Source organism: Catalinimonas locisalis (genome assembly GCF_038039535.1).
In the GTDB taxonomy this organism is placed as follows: Bacteria; Bacteroidota; Bacteroidia; order Cytophagales; family Cyclobacteriaceae; genus Catalinimonas.
In genome coordinates this window covers 22,891-43,269 of the sequence record NZ_JBBPHP010000015.1, presented here as the reverse complement: position 1 = coordinate 43,269, position 20,379 = coordinate 22,891, and the positions used below count along the sequence as shown (strand labels likewise).

Genomic DNA, 20,379 nt, shown 5'->3' with positions numbered 1-20,379 from the left:
AGAAGATAATCTGTTTGGTATTGACTTTAGTTTTGATGATCATGTTTCCTAAGCATATGTTTGTTAGTAATTTTTAAAGCATTACAAATCAGCAACTTATCAATTTTGCTTCAATAAGTTCGTTATGTAAATTTGGATGATGAAAAATGACTTTTTTTCCTACCCACTCAATGTGATTTTTTATGGTCCACCCGGTACAGGTAAGACATTGCAATGCATCCGGCAGGCAGTGCGCATTGTGGAAAAATCTGATGAGCAAACTTTTGAGAAAGCCTACCCCTTAAATCAAGCCCATCTGCTTCAGGCAAAATTTGAAAAATACCAGAGAGAAGGTAAAATAGCACTGATCACATTTCACCCTTCTTTTTCTTACGAAGATTTTGTAGAAGGATTAAAGCCTTTTAAAAATGAAAAAGACGACCTTTACTATGATATTGAGGATGGAATTTTTAAGCAAATATGCTTAAATGCTGCCTATTCACTGTACCAGAACCAGCAGAAAAGATTACTGCAAGACAGTGAAGGTCAGTATAAACGTAACTTTGACGCGATCTATTATGAGTTTCTTGACTATCTTAAAAGAAGTATGCAGGATGACAATCAGGAAGTGGTCTTTGAGACCAAATCTGAAAAGCCGCTTTATCTGGTAGATATCAATAAGAATGACACGCTGCAGTTCCGCTATGGCAGAGGGAGCCGCACTTACGGTGTCACTAAGGTTAGCATGGCTATGATGTATCGTCATTTTAATACTGTAGACGACATTGAACATGTAAATGAAGATATTCAGAAAGTGACAGGAAAAAGTAACGCAAGTCTTTACTGGTCGGTCTTTAACCGTCTCAAAATTTTTGAAAATACACGAAACACCACTTACAATTACCTGCTTAGTAATCACCGGCTCATGGGCAGGCCAGTCAATGATGAACTGTACCAGAACATGAAGCGGGAAATCAGTAACTTTGAATACCAACATCTTAAAGAAGATGACTTTAACAAAGCCGGAAATTTTGTACTGATCATTGATGAGATCAACCGCGGAAATGTGGCGGCCATACTGGGAGAATTGATCACCTTGCTAGAAAAAGATAAAAGAGCAGGAAATACTCTGGGTCTTAGTACGATTTTACCCTATTCAAGAGAAAGGTTCAGTGTGCCGCCTAATCTATATATTCTGGCCAGTATGAACACTGCGGACAAAAGCATCAGCAATCTGGATACTGCATTAAGACGTCGTTTTGATTTTCAGGAAGTTCGCTCTGAAGCATACTTACTGAAAACTGATAATGATGCAAAATTATCAGATTCCTCAATGGCTGCTGAAGAAACGGAAAAATATACCACAAAAACGAACGATATCTCCAAAAAGGTTGATCTTGAGAAAATGCTGCGCATGATGAACGCTCGTTTAGTACGCCTGCTGGACAGAGAACATACGCTTGGCCATGCCTATTTTTTGCCGGTATTACATGACCCAGATCCTTTAAATAAGCTAAAAGAAGTATTTTATCAACAGATTATTCCTCTCTTGCAGGAATATTTTTTTGACGATTACAGCAAAATACAATGGGTGATCGGGCAGGCTTTTTTTGCGGACACTCATGACGAAAAGAATTTTTTCTTTCCAAAGTATGACACCGAATATCCGGTACTCGATGATAATTACGATAAAAAATCGTATGTTTTGCGTCCTTTGTCCAATGAAGCATTTTTAGAGGCAGTAAGGAAGATTTATGAGAAAGAGCAGCCATCATCATATTCAGATATTTGAGCATCAGACATTACGTATAGGTGATGTGAAAGAGGGTGTGGTGTTTACCGCCCATCATTGGGAACAACTGTTGCGCCTTAATGAAACCCAATACCCTCCCTATTTTCAGATCATACATCAGGGAATCCGTGCTCTTCATTATGTGGGGGTGATCGCCTTAGATCATTTGACTATTGAAATTCTGCCTAAGACATCTCAGCAAGGTAGCGCTCAGGCCCAACTGTTATTGCTGGACATGTTAAAAACTACCGGAAGATTACCTTCCATGCATTTACCCAGTAGTCTGGCTCAGGGAAAGGGAAAATTATTTGATCTTTTCCTATTGCAGTTTATCAAAGAAGTAGAAGCACTGGCAGCTAAGGGTATGGTTAAGCATTACCGTAAAGAGCAAAAGAATGAACACAAGTTCAGTGGCAGAATATTGTTCAGCGAGCAGATTCGTAAGAATTGTGTTCATAAGGAAAAAGTTTACGCTGAGCATCAGGTTTTTGACACCCAACATTTGCTGAACGATTATATTAAAGAAGCACTGGAAAAAGTGTTGTCTCTGACGTCAAATCAGGAAATCATCTCAAAAACCCAGAAGTTACTAGCCTACTTCCCCAGTTCAACTTCCAGTATTGATATACAAAAAATTAATCGGATAAAGCTTTCCAGAAATGAGGTGCATTATGAAAAGGCAATTCAATGGGCAAGAATGATTCTTTTTGAACTTAAACCTAAAGTAAGTTTTGGGGATCTTAGATGTCATTGTTTTTTAATAAACATGCAACAGCTTTTTGAGGAATATGTAAACAAGAAGCTTTGTGAACTTGCCCCCTCCTACGGTTGTAAAATTAAATCACAGACTCTCAGCAAATTCTGGAGGCGAAGAAGCATCAGACCTGATATGCTTCTTACTACTGCCAATGGAGAAAATATCATTCTGGATACCAAATGGAAGCTGCTTAAAAACAATGAACCGGAAGATGCTGACCTCAAGCAGATTTACATTTACAATCGTTTTTTCAATGCGCACAGAGGCATTCTTCTTTATCCTTTACAGAACAAATCAGTTGGATATTCGGCCAACTTTCAGCATTGGGAGGAATCTTCAATGAGCTGTGAAATAGCGTATGTTGACTTATTTGGAACGAATGACAGACTTTCTCCTATGTGGCCGAACGAGCTTTTGGAGCAGATATTGAACAAAAAACTGACAAAAGCACAGAATATTTAACTTTACATTACAATCTTAATGTATCAGTTTTTCTCCAGCAACTTACCAGATGATCGTCTACCATACCGGCCGCCTGCATAAAGGCATAACAGATTGTAGAGCCTACAAATTTGAATCCTCTCTTCTTGAGGTCTTTGCTAAGCGCGTCTGATTCAGGACTGATTGCGGGAACATCACTTAGTTTTTCAGGATAGTTGATGATGGTTTTGTTGCCGGTAAACTGCCAGATATACTGATCAAAACTCCCGTATTCTTCCTGTATTCTGAGAAAAGCCTGCGCGTTCAGGATGGATGCTTTTACTTTTAATTTGTTCCGTACGATTCCTGCATTGTTAATCAACCTGTTATAGTCTTCCTCTCCATAAGTAGCAATTTTAGCGATATCCCAGTTTTCGTAAGCTTTCCGGTAATTTTCCCTTTTCACCAAAATCGTATACCAGCTCAATCCGGCCTGAGCACCGTCAAGTATGATTTTCTCAAACCATTTTTGATCATCATGAACGGGTATACCCCACTCAAAGTCGTGATAGTCTTTGTAAAGCTGGTCTTTCAGGCACCAGTCACAGCGTACAGGTTCTTGCATAATTTCTGAAATTGAATCATTAATATTATTTCCAGTCCCACAGTAGTATATCCCAGTCTTCACCATCAGCCTGATAATTGTAGATGCATTCAAATCCCAGCTTTTGATGCGCACGAATTGAGCGGGGATTACGGGTAGCCACTTCAGTGATCAGGTAATCAAATTCATGGGATAAATGTAGTTTCATCTGGGTGTAGAGTTCATAAAACAAACCTTTTCCTCTAAAGGCTTTATCTACACAAACCTGTCCCATCACCAGATAATTCGTATTTGATAACGCCTTATTTTTGAATTGCAGCGTATTGATCTTTTCAAACATGGGAACCAACACAGGTATACTGTTCCCAAACTCTTTGAGCATGACAAGTGCATAAGCGACTACATCACCATTAGCTTTTGCCACCATGTGACCAAAATTTCCTCCTATGGTAGATAGTAATTCCAAAGTGTGGTGAACTGTTACAAATCCTTCTTTTTTTAGCTCATTTATGCTGATCTGTGATTCCAGATTTTTAAACTGTAGCTCCAGTATCTGATGCAGTGTGTCTTCAGAATTACTCAGTTCGTAGGCTATCATAAAAGTGATGATTCAGTTCAAATGTCAGGGTGGTAAATTTAGCTTTTCCCGCATATTATATCTACATCAAAGAACACATTTAATACTAATGCAATATTAATTATTACTACTAGCACCAAAAATATTCAAAGAAGCTTATACGCTCAGCTTTTTTTTATATAGAAATTTCTCAAAAAGCCTTTTTATTAGGAAAAATAGTCACAAATGCTTAGTTTCAGCAAAGCAGAACCGACCAGTAAACGTGCCTAACCGTTTATGCTTGCCTACATAACCTTAAACTACCTAAGTATGAGTGTTACGCCTGAAGAATACGTTGAAACTAGGCTGGAAGACCAGATTGTATGGTATGGCCGCAAGAGTTCTTCCAACCAACGCATGTACAAGCGTTTGCAACTTATTACAGTTGTTTCTTCATCTTCCATTCCATTTCTTTCGGCTTATACCTCTGAGTATAATTTTATTGCAATTATCGTCGGAGTGATAGGCGTTACTGTAGCTGCTATCACCGCAGTTAATAGCTTATACAAATATCAGGAGAACTGGATTTCTTACCGAAGTACAAGTGAATCACTCAAACTCCAGAAGTTCTTGTACCTCACTAATACTGACCCTTATCATGAAGAAGGAGCCTTCAACCTTCTTGTACAAAATGTTGAAATGATCATTTCCAAAGAGAACGCTACCTGGTCCAAACAAATGGAGAAATCGGTAGATAAAAAACCTATTGCTACTACTCCTTCTATGGAAAAAAGTGTCATTTAATAATACAGAAGTAGCCAATATTATTTTACCCCATTATCATCCTTATTACCATGAAATTTGAGAAACATGCATTCATTAGTTATGCACACATAGACAATAAACCGATAAGTGATGAAGATGAAGGCTGGATATCAGACTTTCATGCCTCACTGGAGTCTCTGGTTAGTATGAAACTGGGTGAAAACGTCAAGATCTGGAGAGACAACAAACTAAAGGGTCTGGATATCTTTAGCGATGAAATCGTGCAGCAATTTCCAAAAACAGCCCTCTTTATCTCTGTGATTTCTCCTCGTTACATAAATTCTGAATGGTGTACTAAAGAAATTAAAGAGTTTTACAAAGCGGCTACACAAAATCTGGGTATCAGGGTTGAAAACAAGTCTCGCATACTGAAGGTGATCAAAACTCCTGTCAATAGAGAAAAGATGCCTGAGGAAATAGCAGAATCGCTGGGTTATGAGTTTTTTAAGCTTGATGAAAATGGTCGTCCCAAAGAATTCAATAAAATTTTTGGAGGCGAAGCAGAGCAGGCATACCTCAATCGGGTGGATGACCTGGCTTACGACATACAGGAAATTATCAACATGTTGAATGAAGCCCGTGATGAAACTGTTCCCGATAATCCAGCAAAAGATATATCTACTGGTAAGAAGAAACTGAGTACAATCTATGTAGCTCAAACCAGCTATGAACTATTAGAAGCCAGAGACCAGCTCGTTAGAGAACTGAAAGGTCATGGCTATGAGGTATTACCGGATACAAGTTTATCCATCTATGCTGATCAGTTTAAGCAGGAAGTTAGTGATGCACTGGATAAATCACAGCTTGCCATACATCTGGTAGGAAAACTCTATGGGGGAATACCTGATGGCCCTGAAGAAAAGTCCGCTATCATTTTGCAGAATGAAATAGCTGCCGAAAAGTGTAAAACAAATACATTAAGCCGTATGATTTGGATTGCCAATCGTACTGGTGTTCAAGATGAAAGGCAAAGAGAATTTATTCAAAATATTAACGAAAACGAAGATGCTCAAAGAGGCGCTGATGTTATTGAAGGTAGCCTTGAAGTTTTCAAATCCACCATTTTTGATAAACTAAGGCAGCTAGAAAATCCAAATCAAACTGTCTTATCCGACCAAGAAAGCTCAGAGAAAAAAATCTTTCTGATCTGTGATGCAAAAGACAGAGCGGAAACTCTCCCAATACGTAAATTCCTGATCTCCAAACAGCTGGAAGTTAACATCCCTCTCTTTGAAGGTGATAGTAGTAGTATCCGTAATGACCTGGAAGAAAATCTGAAAAGCTGTGATGCTATACTGCTTTTTTATGGAAATGGAGATGAATACTGGAAGCGAAGTAAGATGAGTGAGATCAAGAAAATTAACAGCTATCAAAGAGAAAAACCTTTGCTTGCTACCTATACTTATCTGGCTGATCCTGATACAGTAGACAAAATTGAGATGATAGAGCTGGGAATGGAAAATGTCATTAATGGCATGGGAGGCTTCTCACCTGAACTAATGAATGAGTTTCTGAAAAAAATAGAACAAGTCTCTGTATTATGATATTAACTTCTGTCAATACCAATCCTTTTCCTGGCCTACGTCCATTTAATGAAGAAGAGAACTATCTTTTTTTTGGCAGAGAAACGCAGGTTGATGAACTGATCAACAAGCTCAGTATACGTCGTTTTCTGGCAGTGGTAGGCACATCGGGTAGTGGAAAATCTTCTTTGGTCAACTGCGGCCTTTTTCCTGCCTTACATGGGGGGTATATGCCCAAAGCAGGTAGCAGTTGGCGTATTGCCAAGTTTCGTCCCGGCAATGATCCTATCAGGGAAATGGCTTTGGCTTTGGCAAAGCCGGGCATTCTATTTCCTACTGATAAGGTGGGTAAACTTCCTCTTTCGGCAGTGCTTACCACAAATTTACAGAGAAGCAAACTGGGCTTAATTGAAAGCTACAAACAGGCTCGGCTACCCCGTGATAGCAATTTACTCATCGTAGTAGACCAGTTTGAAGAACTATTTCGCTTTCAGAATTTACGTACTCAGGGCCGTGAAAACGAAGATAGTGCCATTGCGTTCGTTAACCTGCTATTAGAAGCAGCGAAGCAAAATGAGCTCCCCATTTACGTAGTCATTACCATGCGTTCAGACTTTTTGGGAGATTGCTCAAAATTCAGGGGGCTGCCCGAAATGATCAACGAAGGGCAGTATCTGGTCCCCAGGATGAAGCGTAGAGAACGCAAAAGCGCAATTACGGGACCAATAGAAGTAGCGGGGGGTAAAATCACCGATCGCCTGCTTATGAGGTTGATCAATGATGTGGGAGACAATCCTGATCAATTGTCCATTTTGCAACATGCACTCAACCGCACCTGGGCAGCCTGGGAACAAGAAGAAAAGCCAGACCAACCTTTGGACTTAGAACATTACCAAAGAATTGGTACCATGTCGGAAGCGCTGGACCAACACGCAGAAAGAGCTTACAAGGAATTGCCTTCCGGAAGGTCTAAGATCGTTTGTCAAAAAATCTTCAAAGCGCTCACCGATGTTGGTTCAGATAGCAGAGGGGTGAGAAGACCTACCAAGCTCAGTACCCTCTGCGATATTGCCGAAGCCAGCGAGGATGAGGTTAAAGATGTGATAGAAGTCTTTCGTAAGCCCAGTCGTTCCTTTTTAATGCCCCCAGCAGGCCAGCCCCTGGAACCCAATACCATCATAGACATTTCGCACGAAAGTTTTATGCGCATCTGGAAACGTTTGATTCGTTGGACCAGTGAGGAGCAGGAATCTGTCCGCACGTATCAGCGCTTATCTGATGCGGCTATATTGTATAAAGAAGAAAAGACATCGCTGCTTACTGATCCCTACCTACTGTTTGCCCTCAACTGGAGAGAAGAGCAGAATACCAACCAGGCATGGGCAGAACGTTATGACGATAATTTTGAAGAAGTACAAAGTTACCTTAGAAAAAGTCGGAGAGAACAACAACTTAAAGAAACAGAAGAAAAAGCAGCGATAGAAGCAGAATACAAGAGAAAAGAAGAAGAGCAAAGGCAAAAAGCGAAGCGAGCAAAAAAAATAAACCTCATCGTAGGTATTGCGGGCGGTATCTGTTTTTTACTCTTTTTAGCTACACTGTACTTCTACCATATTGCTGATGGAAGCTTGCAAACAGCTGAAAACGCCCGTAGAGAATCAGATTCTTTGAAAGCCGAAATTCTCCGGAGAATGGGATTTACCGACAAGTCTATTTCTCTCAATGACGTTGAACAGGTGTTCAGAGTAAAAGATATTCAGGATACCATCAAAATGATTGAAAGTGGAGTTATGAATAGCAGTGATGATGTCCTGCTATCAGAATATGAAAGGTTACTATCTGATCAAAACAAAAAATTTCTGAATGAGGATAGCCAACAGTCAATTGAAAAGAAAATAGATATTCTGAACAGTTTTAATGAAGCACAAGCTTTGAATGAAGCAGGTATGGTGACAGTATCCCAACATCTTGATGCCTGGAAAAAAGCTGCATCATTGCGGAGAGGAACAAGCGAGTTTCAAACAGCCAATAATAAATACATAGAATATTCTAATATCGTTAATCAGTATGCAAATATTGAGAACGAGGACGACATACGTTTTTTAACCAAAGAGCCTACCAGAGACGAAATTACTAACCCTCCTCCTTCGCAGGATACATTTAATGTTGGAAATGGTGTACCCGTTTACCTCTGGATCAACGCTACCGCATCTGAGAACAAGAATGTGAAATTAGCATTCTACTCTGATGGGGTAAAAATACCATTTTCAGAAAAACCCAGAGATAATTTTCCGACCTGGACAGTACAGTATTTCAATCCAAGTCAGGCAGCTAAACCCGCTGAAGTACGACTTTTCAATGGTAGAGGTGATTTGATAGGAAGGAAATCATTGACCTTAAACCCTTAGCTTTGGCTTTGTAATTTTTGGTATCAGTAGGATGCTTGAGTAATATATTTTAACATTCTCAGTATCATATGAATATGATTACTGTTATCGTCAAGTATTAAAATGAAGATTCGCCAGTATGTTCATACTTCATTACCATCTGATCTTTTATTTTTTTTTAATTTTCACTTCATTCTTTCATATTTAGCGAAGTAACCGAGCGATAAACTGTGAATCAAAACATAAATCAACTTCTCCCCTCAATCTCCCTGGACTGTGTAATTTTTGGTTTTCATGAAAACCAGCTTAAAGTATTACTTCTAAGAATGAAAAACATGGACAAGTGGGCCTTACCAGGGGGATTTATTGATAAAGATGAAGACGTAGATCATGCAGCCATTCGGGTATTAAAAGAAAGAACTGGTTTAGACCATATTTTCCTGCAACAGTTTCACCTCTTTGGTGAGGTCAAGAGAAATGATCAAAACCATAATGAAGAGCTTTTTAGTAAGAGAGTGATTGATCCGGCTCTTGAAGAATGGTTCATGCAGCGTTTCATTACCATTGGTTATTACGCGCTGGTAGATTACTCCAAGGTTATTCCGCAACCTGACCGGATATCTGAAGCCTGCGAGTGGTTTTCTCTTGAAGAAATACCCACCTTAATTTTAGATCATGCAGAAATCATTTCAAAAGCTCTTTTAACATTAAGAAGGCAATTGAAATATCAGCCCATTGGTAAAAACCTACTCGCAGAAAAATTCACTATGCCTGAGCTACAGGCTTTGTACGAAACTTTACTTGACAAAAGTTTAGACCGAAGAAATTTCCAGCGTAAAATATTAAGTTATGGTATCCTCAAAAGGCTGGATGAAAGAAGAATGGGAGGCGCACACAAAGCACCTTATCTTTACATTTTTGATACCAAAAACTATGAAAAAGCGCTCAAAGAAGGTTTAACTTCAGATTGGTAAATTTTAAGCCTGCAAATTACAAATTCAGGAAATTACATTTTTACCACGCAGTACTTTGATCTGATCAATCATACTCTGCACTTTATTTTTAAGTAAATCAACTGACGAACTTTCTGTTTTCATGCTGGAAAAGATCCATTTTAGCATATCTTCCAGATTCACATTTCGGAGTTGCTCATCATCAAGATAACGCATAGACCATCCTAAAAATTTTCGCTCAGTGATATGTCCAAAATGTATCTCGTTGATCACCTGATGCCTGCTGTCCAATTCTATTTCATTCATGAGACCAATTACATTGATTTTACTACCTTCCAAATATTGAAAAAACATATTGTGCTTAAAGCATAGGTATCCACTAACATCCAATCTCTTGTTTTTTTGATTGGCGTGGTTTGCAAGTGCAACGAGTTTAGGTTTGTCGAACTCCTCTAAAGCGATACTGATGTATGCCAGGGCGTAGAGGTCATGTAACATTTAAATTATAGATTAGCTTCATGAATATAGCAAAACCTCATAAATCTCAATATAAAACCAGCATAATGTTTTATTGAGCAGCATCAATCAGATGGCTACCGACGATTTCTCCATCTACCATTTCAATCACCTGATCAGTACGTTTGGCAAAATCCTCATCATGGGTGACTACAATAATGGTTTGATGTTGTTTTTGGGTAAGTTCTTTTAATATCTCAAATACAATTTCAGAATTGTGAGAATCCAGGTTACCGGTTGGTTCATCACCCATAATGATGAGGGGATCATTGATAAGTGCTCTGGCGATAGCAACGCGTTGCTGCTGCCCACCTGATAATTTGTTAGCATTCTTATCCGCCTGATCTTTAATATCCAGTAGAGATAGCTTATCAAGTGCTCTTTGGCGTATTTCTGCTTCGGAATACTTACCCTGTTTCAAGGCGGGGAGCATAACATTTTGTAAGACGCTAAACTCAGGAAGTAAATAGTGAAATTGAAAAACGAAGCCAATATTTTCGTTGCGAAAACGAGCAAGTTCTTCGGGCTTTCTACCGGTAAGAAGTTCTCCGTTAACTGTAATTTTTCCTTCATAATCGGTATCCATTGTGGATAAAAGATACATGAGGGTAGATTTGCCACTCCCGGATTTACCAATGATAGAAACGAATTTTCCCCTTTCTATGTCAAAGTTGATATCTTTTAGCACATGAAATTTGGTAGGTTCGTAGAAATATTTGTTAATATTTCTTGCAGATAAGAGCGTAGCCATAATTAATAAATTTGCAAAGAAAATTAACCTCTTAAAATGGCGATTGGATCAACATTAGCAGCTTTGCGAGCGGGAAAATAGCCGGCAAAGGTTGTGGTAATCAAGCCAAAAGCAATACCAGCGATATAGTATGACAGTTTGAAATTGACTGGAAGATGATCCATCTCAATCATGATATCACTTTCAAAAGGAACAAATGTCATGGCATAAGCAAGCAAGAACCCTAATATTAAACCCAAAACGCCTCCAATGAGACCAACCACCAAGGCTTCGGTCATGAAGATTTGCCTCACATCTTTTCCGGAGAATCCCATTGCCTTCAGAATAGCGATGTCTTTCATTTTTTCATAGATCATCATGGTCAGTATATTGTAAATACCAAAACCGGCAACGAATAGTATGGCAATGACTACGCCGTATACAATGATATTATTAAGATCCACATTGGCCATCATGGCAGCATTCACTGTCATCCAGTCGTCTGCTTTGTATCCGAATTGCTTTTCGTATTCTCTGGCCACCACATCAGCAGTATTCAAGTCATGAAGCTTAAGCTTAATATCGGTGAGGTAGTTACCATTTTCACCTAGTATTTTCTGTACAGTTTTGATAGTAGCATAACTTAGCGAGTTATCAATTTCAACCAATCCCGTACGGAAAATAGCTACAATCTGCAACATCAGCGTATTTCCCTCGGGGGTAGTAGCATTGATTCGGTCACCGGTTTCTACATTTAGTTTTTCTGCCAGGCCTTTTCCCATAATGATTCCATTATAAGTAGTATATAAACCTTCCAGTTCACCAGTAGTAATTTTCTCTCCCAGCCTAAAAAGTTTATCTTCCTGCTCAGGTTCAATGCCGGTGATTGTACCGGTAAGATTAGCAGAACCATAACGATAAAATACCTGTGAAGTAACCGTAGGGGAAACACCAAATACTCGTGGGTCCTCACGCAGAATCTTTACGATCTCAAATCCATCTTTGATATTAACGCCCGAACTTTCTGGCTTGACATGGGTAACTTGATTCACATACTCATCGCCGCTAAAAACTTTATCCACTAAGGTGTTTTCTTTGGCTTTGATCTCTTTGTAAATATGTACATGAGAAGAATTCGTCATCATGATATCAATGAAAAAATCATTGCTACCGGTGATAAAGCTTATCATATAAATAAATACCGCAATGCCGAAAGTTACGCCCAGGGTAGCCACAATGGTTTGTTTCAACCTTGCTCGCAGATGTGTTTTAGCAATTTGATAACTTAGCTTAAAGTTTTTCATCTTTGTGTAATCAGTTTTGCGTCTTCTTCAATCCCACTTAAGATCTCAACCATTTCAAGATTCTGTATTCCTTTAACGATTTTTACCTTAACTGCCTCACCATCCCTTTCTACCAGCACGCTATCTTCACCAATAAGCGCAGCACGGGGAATCACTAATGCACGATCTTTCTGCTCAATAATGATGTTTGCTTCAACGGATGCACCATCGTAGAGAGATATACTGGTATTAGGTATGATGGCGTCTACTCTGAAAGAACGATTTTCCTCATTCATATAAGGATAGATTTTTGTAACTTCAGCTTCCAGGACACTGTCTGTAAGAATTTCGGTAGAAAAAAGCACCTTCATGCCAGGTTCTACTTTCGCAATATCTCTTTCATCTACAATTAATTGCAAATAGAATTCATCATCATCACCAATACTAGCCAGTGGTTGATTAGTACTGACCATCTCCCCTTCCTTCAGATAAGTTTGATAAACTCTGCCGTTGATGCGACTTTTCATCACTGTGTTCCCTTGCTCTTCTGCTGCAAGCTGATACTGAATCTCAGCTTCCTTCAACCTGTCTTTTAAATCCTGACGATTTTGCGCTAAGTTTACTTTTGATGATTGAAAAGTACTTTTTGAATTTAGAAAAGCTAACCTTGCCTGTTCTACCGCAGTTTTTGAGGTAGCATTCTGACTCATCAGACTTTGCTGCCGTTCGTAATTCACCGAATCCTGTAAATACTGTTCTTTTGCCTGTTCAAGCTTGAATTGTAAGTCTCTTAACATTGATGAATTATCAGCAGCATTTCTTTTGGCGGTAGACAGTTTCTCTCTGGCGTTCTCTAACTGTAAAGAAGAAGATTCCTGACTAATGATAAACAAGGGCTGTCCTTGTATTACCTTATCTCCGGCATTGACTAATTTCTGCTGTAAAATTCCAGCAGAAGGTGCAAATAATTGATATCCATTTAGCGGCTCTATATTGCCTGAAGCATAGACCGCACTGGTCAATTTTTTATATTCAGGGCTAATCGTTTCCTGCTCAGACTGGCAGGCATTTAGGAAACCGATTCCTAGAATTAATAATAACTTGAATGAAACTCTCATGAGGTTTACTTTTGAAGTAAGTAGTTCAGTTCAGCTTGAGCAGAATAATATCTGGCAAAGGATTCCAGATAATTTTTTTGTGCTTGCAATACTTCCTTTTGAACTTCCAGATAATCTGAGAATGTGTAGACTCCGTTTTCATACTTTACCCGGGCAATTTTTTGGTTTTCCTGAGCAAGCTTAAGCTGTCTTTCCTGGCTTTCAATACTTTCCTGACTTGTTTGAAGATCATTGATTAACTGTTGATACTCCATCCTTTTTTCAAGCTCAAAATCACTTAGCTTTTTTTGTGCCTGGTCTAGCTGCAAACGATTAATCTTGACATCTCCGGAAATCTGACCCCGACTGAAGATTGGAATATTGAGCCGGAGCCCCAGCTGGCCGGTACTGTACCATTCACGACTACCATCAAAGAAATCAAAATCATTTCTGAAAGCTAATTGTGAATAGCCAGCGTAGGCAGTTAATTTCGGTAATCTGCTCACTCCTATTTGTTGCATTTGATTTTCGGAAAGAAGTACCTGGCTTTGCAATGCCTGATAAGCAGGGTGAGTTTGCAGGTAAAGACTATCAAATTTATTAGCTCCTATCCAATCAGCCTTCCAGCTCACTTTTACCAGCTGAAGAGCTTCATCAATAGGCATTCCCATCCAAAACTTAAGCTCCAGCTCTTGATTATGAGCATTTTTTTGTGATAACCTCCATTGATTTCTAGCATTAAGCATAGCTGACTCAGCCTTATTGTAGTCAATTTGTTCTACTACTCCTTCATCAAATCTTGACTTAACATACACAAAGACTGCTTGCTGGACTTCAAAGTTTTGTTCTGAAAAATATGACTGTTGACTAGCGAGCTGGGTATTATAGTAAGCCAATGCAATATATTGCTTCAGCAATGCCTCCTCATTTTCAAACTCATAGGTATTCATTTGCTGCCTGAGGTTTGCAACCCTGATCTCCTTCCATTTTGAAGCATTGATCAAATCTATTTCTGTACTTATTCCCGCATTGAGATTCCAGGGAGTACCCACCCTAACCGGAATAAATTCTCCTTCGGGTCCTCCGGCTAGCTCGGCGGGAAAAGCCTGCACAGGGATTTGCCAGTAATGGTCAAGGTTAGCAATGAAAGAAATATCTGGCAAAAGCTGCTTTACTGCATTCTGTCTTAGCTCATGAGCAGCTTCTTTTTCCAATGATTTAGCCTGGAGAGTAGCTTTATTCGCTAAACCATAGGAAATGCAACTTTCAAGGTCATATACTTTTTCCTCCTTATAGCTACTGATGTTCTCACCTTTTTCCTGAGCATAGAGATAATTTGAGAGTAACAGTAGCGAAATGACAACGATCATGTATTTCATGATAAATTAGATTTCATTACATTTAATTCAATGTATTTGATTAGTTCTGTAGTAAAAGAACTAAAAATATAAAATTTTTTACGCTTCCCTTTTTTTCTTAATGGCTTCCCATCGCTCAAACATGCGGGGTATTTCAGTTTCAAAGTATAGATACATATCTCTCACATCTTTGAGGCCGGGGGTTAATTCATCACCTTCCTGACTACGAATTTCCAACACATGATTAAGGATATTGACCATTGAGCGAAATTTTTCGTGGATGTTGATTTGTGCAATCCATCTTTCTGGGGCTACTCTGAAATATCTTCTCCTGTCACCTGGAAAGGTTTTATAGTTCACCATTTCCACCTGATCCAAATACTTCAGGGTATTGCTGATAGAACTTTTACTCGCCTGCAAATGCTCAACAATTTCATCAAATGAACGATAAGGAGGATCTGACAACATAAGATAGGCCAAAACCCTCCCTGCCATAGGTGTTAATCCAAGCTTATCAAATGCAAGCCCCAAATCTTCCGTTTCATGCTTCAGTTCTTCTTCCGTCATAATCAAACTAGCTATTTAATATCGTTATAACGGCAATGAACGAGTTTGGTTTTATTAGTTCAATTATTTTTGAACAAATTATTTATTTAATACTTACCCATTGATTCTCTTTTGATGATTTAAACAAAGCGTCCAGTACTTTCATATTCGCGATAGCATCATTCGGCGGGGTAGGTACTTCTGTATCTTCTTTAATGGCTTTGGCAAAAGCTTCAAATTCCAGAATGTATTGATCTTCAGGGGCAAGCAAAACTTCTCTGGTACCCACACTATTGGTTACTATTATACGTGTCTCTACATCAGCAGGTGTATTGAAAGGGATCTCAATAGAGATCACTCCACTTGAACCATGCACATTTACCCGCTGGTAAGGAAAAGTCTGGGTACCAATCGTATATTCTGCCCTGCTATCTCCAAAATCAAGAATGCCAGTAGACAAGATATCCGTGCCTAATGCTGGATCAAAGTGAGTCAGGCTAACTACCCTTTTGGGTTCTGCACCAATCAGGAATCTGCTGGATGAAACCGCATAACATCCAATATCCAGTATGGCTCCCCCACCGGCATCCGCCTGATTGCGGATATTAGAAGGGTCAGTATTGTTGTATGCAAAAAAGCATTGCACTAGTTGCACCTTTCCTATTTCCTTCATCCGAATTAACTCTCTGGCATGTTGCCACTGGGGATGAAAGCGATACATAAATGCTTCCATTACTTTAACTCCTTTTTGATTAGCATAGGCGATGCTTTCTTCAGCTTCCTTAGCATTTAAAGCGATAGGCTTTTCACAAATAATATGTTTGCCCGCATCAGCAGCCTGTCTGATAAACTGAGCGTGCAGATGATTAGGCAATGGGATATACACGGCTTCTATTGAATCATCAGAGAGCAGCGCTTCATAGCTGCCATAAGCCTTAGGAATATCGTATTCCTGGGCTGCTTTTTTTGCTTTCTCTTCCGAACGTGAAGCAATGGCGGCAATATCTATCAGGGGTGACTTGGCTACCGGAATAGCTATTTTCTTCTGAAAGAATCCTGATACACTCAGTATTCCCAATTGTAAAGCTTTCATAGGTTTGGTATTAGATAAAAAATTGTTAAAAATTGATATATGGTGAAATTAGACAATCATGTACAATAAGCAAATATGAAGATAGCGATCATCGGTATGGGACACGTAGGAAGCACAATAGCCTATACACTAATCATCAAAGAAGTAGGTGATGAACTGATACTGGTCAACCGTAACCTCAAAAAAGCAGAAAGCGATGCTATTGATCTGAGGCATAGTCAGGCTTTTACGGAAAAATCAATGAAGATTGGTGCAGCACCTCTTGAAAATCCACCAGCAGCTGATGTTTATGTGCTATGCTTATCAGTTCCTTATGAAAAACATTTTAGCAGTCGTTTTGAAATGGCTCCCGGAAACTATCAGCTGTTCAAAGAAATTGTCCCTAAGCTTAAGGCCAAAAATCAAAAAGCAATTTTTCTAATTGTGAGCAATCCGGTTGATGTTATGACCTATTTTACCCTTAAACTGAGTAAGTTAAAGCCCCAGCAAGTCATGGGTGTCGGTACACTAATTGACAGTGCTCGTCTCAGAAAGAGGCTTTCAGAACAAAAAGGGATTCACCCCGATGATATCAGGGCATATATTTTAGGTGAACATGGCGACACCCAGTTTCACGCGCTGAGCATTGCTTTTGCAGGTGGTGAAATTATCACTGATGCGGAAGAATCTGCTAAGCTGATAAAAGAGTCCGCCAGCTCAGGTTACGAAATTGTAAGAGGAAAAGGATACTCCAATTTTGCAATTGCAATGGCTACTACCCTGGTGATAGAAAGCATTTACCTGGATAACCACCGCACGATTCCGGTAAGTACGTTGATCAACGGTTATCTAAAAGAAACAGATGTATGTTTATCATTACCTGCTACCACAGGAAGAAAAGGTTTCACAAGGGTTTTTCAACCTAACCTTTCTGAAGAAGAAGTGAAAGCATTTAAATATTCTGCCCAGGTGATCAGAGATGTAGTTCAAAAGGTAAATCCTTAAGATTAAAGTAGAAAAATACGATTCGGTAAATTGCTAAAAAATAAGTATTTTCTAAAGTTCATAACTATCTTGCCTCATCATTAGAATAAGTAATATGCCCTTTTCACTAAAACATATCAAAAGAGATCCCCAGACAAAGTCTGATAGCAAACCCCCATTGCTGATACTACTGCATGGTTTAGGTAGTAATGAACAGGATTTGTTTTCTTTCGCCCCATTATTAGATCCCAAATACCTGATTTTAAGTGTACAGGCTCCCATATCCTACGGTTTTGGTGGTTATGCCTGGTTCAATATTGATCTAACCAGCGGCATTCCAAGCGCTAATATTCAGCAGGTTATGCATGCCCGCCGACTGTTAAATAGTTTTATGAATGAGGCAATTGAAACATACCAACCTGATATGGATAAAATCTACCTTTGTGGATTCAGTCAGGGAGCAATTATGAGTTATGCGACGGCTTTCAGCGAAACATCCCGGGTGAGCGGTGTAGTGGCTATGAGCGGATACATACTGAAAGAGATAACCCCTCAGCTTAACTTCAAACCAAAACTTAGAAAATTGAAAGTTTTTGCAACACATGGCACGCGCGATCAGGTGTTACCCATCTTCTTGGGAAGGGCTACGAATGACTATCTAAGGACATTGCATCTGGACTATACCTACAAGGAATACGATATGGCCCACGAGGTAAATATGGATTGCTTCAATGATGTCAAAGAATGGCTGGCAAACCAAGTGAAATAATCAGCCAAAAATGCACTAAAATGTGCCGGCCAGCATGAGCTTTTCAGCAACTTTTCTATCCTTAATTTTCGTCTTTTTATCAATAGGGGCTACATTAGTTTTTGTACTGTCATCCTTGATACCAGAAGACTGTTTAGTCAGTTTGTAATATTTTTCAAGAAGGTTGAGCGCCCTTTCCAGAGGTATAGAAGAATTACATCCGTTGATATTTTTAACCGTAATCACAGGATTCATGGTTTTTTGAGCATTCAGAATTTTCTCCTCGTACTCCTTACCCAGATGCATTATATATGCCTCTTCTGAATACATGACTAATTTTGTGTTCTCATCAGAATTAGGTGATTTCTTCATAGGTTTATAAGGTTGATATGATTTGCTGAACAGCGAAAAACTAAATCCTGAACACTATCTCAATGATACCCTCATGTTTATAAAGTATCAGTCAGAATAAGTAATCTTAAGCAGACATATAAGCTAACACTTTTTTTTTGCATTTACTTGTAAATCAATGACATTTTGAGTCTCATTTAGCGAAAAAATTTAACCCCTGCCGAGAAAAATATTATGCCGAGTATGGCAGGTATGATAGCTTTCATTGCAGTTACCTCTGTTTCAAAAACCACAATCGGTCCTGATATCATTGCGTACACGGATAACATCAATATGGCTGTTCCTAATAGTGTAAAAAAAATTCCAAATACTTTCTGAATGTTCATTGAAGTTAGGCTTGATCTATTTTTACAACCATTAAAAGTGCTGAAGTGTTAAGCTTAAAATTGTTAGTGTTTAAAGTTTTTCATATCTCAGTGATTCTTTATTTTTAAGAAACTTAGGTGTCTATAATGACTTATAAACATACCATTGGTCAACATAGCTTTCACTTTGCTGATCTGAAAACGCTTTTGGCCAAAGCTAGTCCCCTCCGATCAGGAGATCAGATGGCAGAAATAGTAGCAGAGAATGCCGAAGAAAGAGTAGCTGCACAAATGACTTTGGCAGAATTACCTCTTAAAACATTTCTTGAAGATGTTGTCATTCCTTACGAAAAAGATGAAGTTACCCGCTTGATCATTGATCAGCACGACAAAGCTGCCTTTTCTCCTATCAGCCATCTTACTGTAGGCGATTTCAGAAACTGGCTATTATCTTATGAAACTGACATAAATGTACTGTCAGCATTGAGTTCAGGACTAACTCCTGAGATGGTAGCCGCAGTAAGCAAGATCATGAGAATTCAGGATCTGATCCTGGTAGCCAATAAATGTGAAGTAGTAACAAAATTCAGAAATACAATCGGTCTGAAAGGCCATTTTTCTACACGCCTTCAGCCCAACCACCCTACTGACGATTTGAAAGGAATTGCAGCCAGTCTGTTAGATGGGCTCTTTTATGGAAGTGGCGACGCGGTGATCGGTATAAATCCTGCCACAGATAATGTACAAACTGTCATTCAGTTATATGAAATGCTGGAAGCAGTGATTAGCAAATTTGAGATTCCGACCCAGGCCTGTGTACTCTCCCATGTAACCACAACAATTGAGGCTATACAAAAGGGGTGTCCGGTTGACCTCGTATTCCAATCTATTGGCGGAACAGAAAAGACTAATCAAAGCTTTGGTATTAACCTATCACTACTTCAGGAAGCGTATGAGGCGGCCCTTTCCCTGGGTAGAGGTACTTTAGGCCAGAATGTTATGTATTTTGAGACCGGGCAAGGAAGTTCACTTTCTGCCAATGCACATCATGGAGTAGACCAGCAAACCTGCGAAGCCCGGGCATATGCAGTAGCACGTCACTTTAGTCCTCTGCTGGTGAATACAGTGGTTGGATTTATAGGACCAGAGTACCTATTTGATGGTAAGCAAATCATTCGTGCCGGATTGGAAGATCATTTCTGTGGAAAATTACTGGGGCTACCTATGGGCTGCGATGTGTGCTACACTAACCATGCTGAAGCAGATCAGGACGATATGGATAACCTCCTGACCCTTTTAGCCAATGCTGGGTGTAACTACATTATGGGAGTACCTGGTGCTGACGATATTATGCTTAATTATCAAAGTACATCATTTCACGATGCTCTATATGTACGTCAGTTACTTAACCTAAAACCGGCTCCGGAATTTGATGCCTGGCTTCAAAAATGGAGCATCATGGATGGTCATCTTAAGTTGTCATCTACTCAAAATACCCAGCAATTACTCAATGAAAACCCTTTATTCACCTAA

The 20,379-nt window shown here is 39.2% G+C and carries 19 protein-coding genes; 9 read left to right on the top strand and 10 right to left on the bottom strand.

Going from position 1 to position 20,379, the window contains the following annotated elements:
* Nucleotides 1–136: 136 nt before the first annotated feature.
* Nucleotides 137–1,771 (top strand): AAA family ATPase, encoded by a 1,635-nt coding sequence (locus WJR50_RS18125; protein WP_341294722.1) that lies wholly within the window; start codon nt 137–139, stop codon nt 1,769–1,771.
* Complete coding sequence (locus tag WJR50_RS18120) at nt 1,734–2,990, top strand: McrC family protein (protein ID WP_341294721.1); 1,257 nt, start codon at nt 1,734–1,736, stop codon at nt 2,988–2,990. The genes WJR50_RS18125 and WJR50_RS18120 overlap by 38 nt, the downstream gene beginning before the upstream one ends.
* A gap of 7 nt (nt 2,991–2,997) precedes the next feature.
* Here the strand turns inward: WJR50_RS18120 and WJR50_RS18115 are convergent, their stop codons facing one another.
* Nucleotides 2,998–3,573: a DNA-3-methyladenine glycosylase I gene (locus WJR50_RS18115; RefSeq protein WP_341294720.1), complete on the bottom strand. Its 576-nt coding sequence runs from the start codon at nt 3,571–3,573 to the stop codon at nt 2,998–3,000.
* Nucleotides 3,574–3,598: 25 nt separating this feature from the next.
* Entirely contained in the window at nt 3,599–4,150 is a 552-nt protein-coding gene (locus WJR50_RS18110) for a GNAT family N-acetyltransferase (protein WP_341294719.1), read from the bottom strand.
* Nucleotides 4,151–4,438: 288 nt separating this feature from the next.
* Here WJR50_RS18110 and WJR50_RS18105 point away from each other — a divergent pair, with 288 nt between their 5' ends.
* The 4 genes from WJR50_RS18105 to WJR50_RS18090 all read left to right on the top strand — a co-directional run bounded on the left by WJR50_RS18105 (nt 4,439) and on the right by WJR50_RS18090 (nt 9,817).
* Nucleotides 4,439–4,912, top strand: coding sequence for a DUF4231 domain-containing protein (locus WJR50_RS18105; protein ID WP_341294718.1), 474 nt, complete (start codon nt 4,439–4,441; stop codon nt 4,910–4,912).
* 50 nt (nt 4,913–4,962) lie between these two features.
* A complete protein-coding gene (locus WJR50_RS18100; protein ID WP_341294717.1) occupies nt 4,963–6,477 on the top strand; it encodes a toll/interleukin-1 receptor domain-containing protein in 1,515 nt (504 codons plus the stop codon).
* The gene (locus WJR50_RS18095) at nt 6,474–8,864 is read left to right on the top strand and encodes an ATP-binding protein (protein WP_341294716.1); all 2,391 of its coding nucleotides are present in this window, start codon (nt 6,474–6,476) and stop codon (nt 8,862–8,864) included. The genes WJR50_RS18100 and WJR50_RS18095 overlap by 4 nt, the downstream gene beginning before the upstream one ends.
* A 209-nt stretch (nt 8,865–9,073) precedes the next feature.
* Nucleotides 9,074–9,817 (top strand): NUDIX hydrolase, encoded by a 744-nt coding sequence (locus WJR50_RS18090; RefSeq protein WP_341294715.1) that lies wholly within the window; start codon nt 9,074–9,076, stop codon nt 9,815–9,817.
* 24 nt (nt 9,818–9,841) lie between these two features.
* Here WJR50_RS18090 and WJR50_RS18085 read toward each other — a convergent pair whose 3' ends face one another.
* The 7 genes from WJR50_RS18085 to WJR50_RS18055 form a co-directional block, all read right to left on the bottom strand.
* Nucleotides 9,842–10,294 carry a BLUF domain-containing protein gene (locus WJR50_RS18085; protein ID WP_341294714.1) on the bottom strand — a complete coding sequence of 151 codons (453 nt, stop codon included), beginning with the start codon at nt 10,292–10,294 and terminating at the stop codon, nt 9,842–9,844.
* A gap of 70 nt (nt 10,295–10,364) precedes the next feature.
* On the bottom strand, nt 10,365–11,063 hold the full coding sequence (locus tag WJR50_RS18080) for an ABC transporter ATP-binding protein (protein ID WP_341294713.1): 699 nt from the start codon (nt 11,061–11,063) through the stop codon (nt 10,365–10,367).
* 23 nt (nt 11,064–11,086) lie between these two features.
* Complete coding sequence (locus tag WJR50_RS18075) at nt 11,087–12,346, bottom strand: ABC transporter permease (RefSeq protein WP_341294712.1); 1,260 nt, start codon at nt 12,344–12,346, stop codon at nt 11,087–11,089.
* Nucleotides 12,343–13,443 carry an efflux RND transporter periplasmic adaptor subunit gene (locus WJR50_RS18070; protein ID WP_341294711.1) on the bottom strand — a complete coding sequence of 367 codons (1,101 nt, stop codon included), beginning with the start codon at nt 13,441–13,443 and terminating at the stop codon, nt 12,343–12,345. The genes WJR50_RS18075 and WJR50_RS18070 overlap by 4 nt, the downstream gene beginning before the upstream one ends.
* Nucleotides 13,444–13,448: 5 nt before the next feature.
* Nucleotides 13,449–14,801 (bottom strand): TolC family protein, encoded by a 1,353-nt coding sequence (locus WJR50_RS18065; protein WP_341294710.1) that lies wholly within the window; start codon nt 14,799–14,801, stop codon nt 13,449–13,451.
* Between the two features lie 78 nt (nt 14,802–14,879).
* A complete protein-coding gene (locus WJR50_RS18060; RefSeq protein WP_341294709.1) occupies nt 14,880–15,347 on the bottom strand; it encodes a GbsR/MarR family transcriptional regulator in 468 nt (155 codons plus the stop codon).
* Between the two features lie 82 nt (nt 15,348–15,429).
* The gene (locus tag WJR50_RS18055; RefSeq protein ID WP_341294708.1) at nt 15,430–16,419 is read right to left on the bottom strand and encodes a Gfo/Idh/MocA family protein; all 990 of its coding nucleotides are present in this window, start codon (nt 16,417–16,419) and stop codon (nt 15,430–15,432) included.
* 75 nt (nt 16,420–16,494) lie between these two features.
* On the opposite strand from WJR50_RS18055, the gene WJR50_RS18050 reads away from it, so the two are divergent.
* A complete protein-coding gene (locus tag WJR50_RS18050; protein ID WP_341294707.1) occupies nt 16,495–17,403 on the top strand; it encodes a malate dehydrogenase in 909 nt (302 codons plus the stop codon).
* A gap of 94 nt (nt 17,404–17,497) precedes the next feature.
* Entirely contained in the window at nt 17,498–18,151 is a 654-nt protein-coding gene (locus WJR50_RS18045) for an alpha/beta hydrolase (RefSeq protein ID WP_341294706.1), read from the top strand.
* Nucleotides 18,152–18,166: 15 nt separating this feature from the next.
* Here WJR50_RS18045 and WJR50_RS18040 read toward each other — a convergent pair whose 3' ends face one another.
* Nucleotides 18,167–18,502: a hypothetical protein gene (locus WJR50_RS18040; RefSeq protein ID WP_341294705.1), complete on the bottom strand. Its 336-nt coding sequence runs from the start codon at nt 18,500–18,502 to the stop codon at nt 18,167–18,169.
* A 491-nt stretch (nt 18,503–18,993) separates the two neighbouring features.
* Here WJR50_RS18040 and WJR50_RS18035 point away from each other — a divergent pair, with 491 nt between their 5' ends.
* Nucleotides 18,994–20,379, top strand: coding sequence for an ethanolamine ammonia-lyase subunit EutB (locus tag WJR50_RS18035; RefSeq protein WP_341294704.1), 1,386 nt, complete (start codon nt 18,994–18,996; stop codon nt 20,377–20,379).

Excerpts from the sequence above, each read along its gene's own strand:
- WJR50_RS18125 (WP_341294722.1), top strand. The coding sequence starts at position 137 with ATGATGAAAAATGACTTTTTTTCCTACCCACTCAATGTGATTTTTTAT.
- WJR50_RS18120 (WP_341294721.1), top strand. The coding sequence starts at position 1,734 with ATGAGAAAGAGCAGCCATCATCATATTCAGATATTTGAGCATCAGACA.
- WJR50_RS18115 (WP_341294720.1), bottom strand. The coding sequence starts at position 3,573 with ATGCAAGAACCTGTACGCTGTGACTGGTGCCTGAAAGACCAGCTTTAC.
- WJR50_RS18110 (WP_341294719.1), bottom strand. The coding sequence starts at position 4,150 with ATGATAGCCTACGAACTGAGTAATTCTGAAGACACACTGCATCAGATA.
- WJR50_RS18105 (WP_341294718.1), top strand. The coding sequence starts at position 4,439 with ATGAGTGTTACGCCTGAAGAATACGTTGAAACTAGGCTGGAAGACCAG.
- WJR50_RS18100 (WP_341294717.1), top strand. The coding sequence starts at position 4,963 with ATGAAATTTGAGAAACATGCATTCATTAGTTATGCACACATAGACAAT.
- WJR50_RS18095 (WP_341294716.1), top strand. The coding sequence starts at position 6,474 with ATGATATTAACTTCTGTCAATACCAATCCTTTTCCTGGCCTACGTCCA.
- WJR50_RS18085 (WP_341294714.1), bottom strand. The coding sequence starts at position 10,294 with ATGTTACATGACCTCTACGCCCTGGCATACATCAGTATCGCTTTAGAG.
- WJR50_RS18080 (WP_341294713.1), bottom strand. The coding sequence starts at position 11,063 with ATGGCTACGCTCTTATCTGCAAGAAATATTAACAAATATTTCTACGAA.
- WJR50_RS18075 (WP_341294712.1), bottom strand. The coding sequence starts at position 12,346 with ATGAAAAACTTTAAGCTAAGTTATCAAATTGCTAAAACACATCTGCGA.
- WJR50_RS18070 (WP_341294711.1), bottom strand. The coding sequence starts at position 13,443 with ATGAGAGTTTCATTCAAGTTATTATTAATTCTAGGAATCGGTTTCCTA.
- WJR50_RS18065 (WP_341294710.1), bottom strand. The coding sequence starts at position 14,801 with ATGAAATACATGATCGTTGTCATTTCGCTACTGTTACTCTCAAATTAT.
- WJR50_RS18060 (WP_341294709.1), bottom strand. The coding sequence starts at position 15,347 with ATGACGGAAGAAGAACTGAAGCATGAAACGGAAGATTTGGGGCTTGCA.
- WJR50_RS18055 (WP_341294708.1), bottom strand. The coding sequence starts at position 16,419 with ATGAAAGCTTTACAATTGGGAATACTGAGTGTATCAGGATTCTTTCAG.
- WJR50_RS18050 (WP_341294707.1), top strand. The coding sequence starts at position 16,495 with ATGAAGATAGCGATCATCGGTATGGGACACGTAGGAAGCACAATAGCC.
- WJR50_RS18045 (WP_341294706.1), top strand. The coding sequence starts at position 17,498 with ATGCCCTTTTCACTAAAACATATCAAAAGAGATCCCCAGACAAAGTCT.
- WJR50_RS18040 (WP_341294705.1), bottom strand. The coding sequence starts at position 18,502 with ATGAAGAAATCACCTAATTCTGATGAGAACACAAAATTAGTCATGTAT.
- WJR50_RS18035 (WP_341294704.1), top strand. The coding sequence starts at position 18,994 with ATGACTTATAAACATACCATTGGTCAACATAGCTTTCACTTTGCTGAT.